1 pseudogene is annotated in these 5,349 nt (G+C 36.7%); it reads left to right on the top strand.

The window, feature by feature from the left end:
• Positions 1 to 417 precede the first annotated feature (417 nt).
• A pseudogene (locus tag PVV57_RS09525) lies at positions 418 to 5,349 on the top strand (DEAD/DEAH box helicase); the annotation flags it as partial.

Genomic DNA, 5,349 nt, shown 5'->3' with positions numbered 1-5,349 from the left:
TTTCAATAAGTTAATCTTTCAAATAAACAACCTATATTAAACACAACACATAAATACAATTTTTAATATATATCTAAGAGGGTTTTGTAGGTGTTTTGGGGGTTTTAAAAACAGACAAAACCTATAAATAAAATTCGTAAAAACTTATCAAAATACTCATTCTGATATTTTAAGCCCATAGTGAATTTGTCTTTTTTCCATAAAACAAACAGCAAATTTCACTACTTTGCTGATCTGATCTCTCTCATGGGCTGTGGATAAACAGCCTTTAAAAAACCTTTTGAAAAAAATTTATCCGCTTTTTAGCATTTTCCGAATTTTTCACACTATTCATTCAAAATGGATTTAATTAACTTCATTTCGATTCTTTTGAAGAGAATTAATCAATAGAATATATTGTTATGGAGTTTATTCTTTATGCTTCGCCCTCATCATTCCGATAATGAACATGTCTCTTTACGCTCTCTCTTAGAATATTATCGTCAACAAGCAAAATCACCCCGTGAATTGGGAACGCTGTTTGAAAACCTTGTCATGGCTTATCTTATTGCATGACCCTCTCCATTTTGGACGCTATGAAACGGTTGAGAGCTATTATGAATGGGCTAAAGAGCGTGAAGGTTGGAATAAAAATGATATCGGCATTGATCTGGTGGCAAAGCTTCGTCATCAAGAGGGATATGTGGCTATCCAATGTAAGTTTTATAAAGCTGACCATCAGATCAGTAAAAAAGATATTGATAGCTTTATCGCGGCATCTGGAAAAGACATCTTTAAATATCGTCTTCTCGTTGATACCACAGAAGTGGAATTAAGTGACAATGTCAATGCCATGATCAAAGGACAAGCGATCCCCGTTTATCGCATTGACCTTCGTCATATGGAAAACAGTCGGATAGATTGGCAAATCTATGCAACCAAAAAAGAAGTTCTTCTTAAATCAACAAAAGAACCTCGCCCCCATCAAAAAGAAGCCATCAAGAAAGTCTGTGAAGGTTTACAAGAAGCAGACCGTGGCAAGCTGATTATGGCATGTGGTACGGGTAAAACTTTCACCAGTTTGAAGATAGCAGAAACCCTTGCTGGGAAAGGCAAGCGTGTGTTGTTTCTGGTGCCTTCTCTTGCTTTAGTCTCACAAACAATCCGTGAATGGACAGCCGATGCACAAATCCCGTTGCGTTCCTTTGCCGTGTGTTCGGATACAAAAGTAGGTAAACGTCGTAAAAACCAAGATGATATTGTTGGGATGGAAACATCAGATCTTGTGCTGCCTGCTACAACGGATGCCAAAGCCCTTGCCAAAGAAGCTTGTGAAAACCTCACAGATGCAATGACGGTCATCTTTTCAACCTATCATTCCATTCAAGTGATTTCGGATGCACAAAAAGACCATGGGTTACCTGAATTTGATCTGATCATCTGTGATGAAGCGCATAGAACAACTGGGGTTGTATTGGGAACAGACAAGCATGAATCTGAATTTATCAAGGTTCATGATAACAGCATCATTCGGGGTAAAAAACGCCTCTACATGACAGCAACCCCAAAGATCTTTAGTGACAAGCTGAAAAGGAATGCTGTCTTATCCAATAACGTTTTGGTGTCCATGGATAATGAAAAACTCTATGGCAAACAACTTTACACTTACAACTTTTCACGTGCTTTAGAGGATAAGCTGTTATCACCTTGTAAAGTTATCATATTAGTTGTCAATGAAAAAGAAGTAAGCCAATCCATTCAACATCTGATTACCGATAAGGATTATGAACTTATTCTTGACGATAGGACCAAGATTAATGGCTGTTATAGAGCCCTTACCAAAATGGATCTGAAACTTGATCTTGAAGATGACCCCAAGCCTATGCGTAGAGCTTTAGCTTTTTGCAAAGATATTGATACTTCTAAACGCATATGCAAAAGATTCAAAAAAGAAAAAGTGCAAGAATCTTTGCGCGCTCTTCATAAAAACTATAAAGATACTCCCCCTCTTAACTGTACCCTTGCCCATATTGATGGAACCTTTAGTGCTAAAGAGCGTACAAAACAACTCGACTGGTTAAAGGAAGATGCGGGGGAAAATATCTGCCGTGTGTTGACCAATGTACGCTGTCTTTCTGAAGGTGTTGATGTACCCGCTCTTGATGCCGTTCTATTTTTACACCCGCGCAAAAGCCAAATTGAGATTATTCAAGCAATAGGACGTGTTATGCGTCGAGCAGAGGGTAAAAAAAGGGGCTATATCATTCTACCCGTTGGGATACCCGCTGATATTCCGCCGGAAATAGCCTTAGAAAAAAACCAAAAGTATAATGTCATCTGGCAAGTTCTCAATGCTTTACGTGCCCATGATGATAACTTTAATAAAATAATTCACCATATGCACAAAAAACAAGACGTAAGCGATGCTCTTGAAATCGTTGCTGCTTCTCAAGAACTTGCGTTAGAAGATACGACCACGGTTATTGATGATTTACCTATACGCTCAAAATTAGAATATTCAGGACTTAATATTGGGTTAGCAACTTATGAACCCTCTCAAACACATGAAGTACAAGGAGAACTCCCCCTTTTTTCTAAATGTAAAGATGTCATTAAAGCTGCTATTGTTAATAGATTTTACGATCCTAGCTATTGGAAAAAATGGGCAATAAATGTTGGTGATCTTGCTCAAACTCATATCGCACGCTTAACTGAAGTTTTGACGAAATCAGAAACTGAAACACGGCAGGTGTTTAATGATTTTATGACCGAATTGCGTAGCAATTTGAATACGACTGTCTCTGAACAAAATGCGATTGAAATGCTTGCCCAACATCTTGTGACGCGTCCAGTCTTTAATGCTTTATTTGAGGGGCATCAGTTTGTTCAAGAAAATCCCGTATCTTGTGCTTTACAACGTGTACTCAATGTCCTTGATAAAGTTACTCCTAAAGAAGAATCTCAAGATCTCAAAAATATTTCTAGGAGTGTACAATTTTACACACGTGGAATTACCACTCTTGAAGCACAACAAAGCTTAATTGTAGAACTTTATAATGAATTTTTCCGTTATGCTTTTCCACGTACAGTAGAAAAATTAGGAATTGTTTATACCCCCATTGAGGTTGTTGATTTTATCATTCACTCTGTTGATGATGTTTTACGCAATGAATTTGGAAAAAGCCTAGGATCACGTGGTGTCTCTATTCTTGACCCTTTTACAGGTACAGGTACCTTTATCACACGGTTGTTACAATCAAATCTTATAAAACCAGAGGATATGGAATATAAATACCGTTATGATATCCATGCTAATGAGATTGTCTTACTCGCCTATTATATAGCAGCTATTAATATCGAAGCAACTTATCATGGTCTTATGAAAGGAAATTATATCCCATTCAAGCATATTGGTTTAACCGATACATTCCAAATGCTTGAAAGGAAAGATTTGTTGCAAGAGTTATTTAAAGAAAATAGTGAATATTTAGAGCATCAGAAAAATCTAAACATCGAAGTTATCTTTGGCAATCCTCCTTATTCTTCTGGTCAAAGAAATGAGAATGATAATAATGCAAATGTAGAATATGAAATACTTGATAGAAGTATCCAAAATACGTATGCACTTAAATCTCAAGCAATATTAAAAAGAAATCTCTATGATAGCTATATTCGAGCAATTAGGTGGGCAAGTAATCGCTTAAGTTCTCAAGGTGGTGTCGTTGCCTATATTTCTGGAAATGGATGGGTAGATAAAACATTTGCTGATGGCATGCGAAAATGCTTACAGAATGAATATTCTTCTATTTATATCATTAATCTTCGTGGTGATATTCGAAAAAATATAAAATCAAAAGAGCTATCAAAGGAAGGAGGCAATGTTTTTGGTTCTGGAAGCCAAAATGGAATAGCTGTAACGATTTTTGTGCGCAATCCAAACAATAGCCAACACTGTAAGATTTACTATCATGATATTGGTGACAATGTTTCTACCGAAAAAAAACTTGAGATGCTTCAATACTTCGGTAGTGTTGGTGGCATCACAAATGAAGCGGGTTGGCAAATAATTACACCGGACGAGCATGGTGATTGGATAAATCAACGTGATAATAGTTTCAAAGATTTTTTAACAATAGGCGATAAGAAGGGAAATAATAAAAAGCTCTTTGAAACGTTTTCTCTTGGAGTCGTAACCAATCGTGATGCGTGGGCATATAACTCAAGCCGTGAAACTTTAAAAAAGAACATGAGTAATATGATTGCCTTCTATAATAGCGAAGTGGAACGTTTTAATGATACTTATTTACAAGCTGATCATAAAGCACGTGCAAAGGCTGTAAATAATTTTATCAATACGGATGAGAGAAAAATAAGTTGGAGCCGTGCTCTTAAACAAGATTTGATAAAAGGAAAGATTTTTGAATTTGAGACTACATGCATTACGCAAAGTTTGTATCGTCCATTTACACGACAGTGGCTCTATTATAGTCGCATCTTCAATGAAATGGTTTATCAAATGCCGCGGATATTCCCTATGGAGAAGGTGGTTGAAAATATGGTAATACAAATTACAGGTACGGGAACTCAATCGGGTTTTTCTGTACTGATGGCTAAAGATTTGCCTAATCTTCACGCAATAGATACTAGTCAATGCTTTCCACGCTATATTTACGAAGACACTATGGTCTCAAAAGATAGAAACAAGAAACAAACTCATTTATTTACAAACTCTACAGAAGAAAACAAAACCTCTGCTTTACAACGCCGTGATGCCATTACAGATACGGGATTAGAACATTTTAAAGCAGCTTATCCGAATGAAACTATTACGAAAGATGATCTATTTTATTATGTTTATGGACTCTTACATTCGGAAGATTATCGTGCTCGTTATGCTGATAACCTCTCTAAAGAATTGCCTCGTATCCCGTGTGTAAAGAGTGCTGAAGATTTTTGGAAGTTCGTAACAGCAGGGCGTGAACTCGGTCATTTGCACATAAATTATGAAGATGTAGAGCCTTATCCAGTCGCATTTAAAAAGGGTAATCCAAAACAAACAGACATCTCTAATCCAGAAAAGTTTTATTACGTGACTGAAATGAAATTCGCAAAAGCAGGTAAAGAGAAAGATAAATCAACTGTTATTTATAACAGCAATATCACAATAACAGATATCCCTCTTGAGGCTTATGAGTATATCGTCAATGGCAAGCCTGCTCTTGAATGGGTTATGGGGCGTCAATGTGTAAAGACAGATAAAAAGAGCGGCATTGTTAATGATGCCAATCGCTATGCTGTTGAAACCGTTGGCAATCCTGCTTATCCATTAGAGTTATTCCAAAGGGTTATTACTGTAAGTTTAGAGACAAT

This window comes from Bartonella sp. AU15XJBT (assembly GCF_028618615.1).
Taxonomy (GTDB): domain Bacteria; phylum Pseudomonadota; class Alphaproteobacteria; order Rhizobiales; family Rhizobiaceae; genus Bartonella.
The sequence above is the reverse complement of the archived record's forward strand: the minus strand, read 5'-3'. Positions and strand labels throughout refer to the sequence as shown.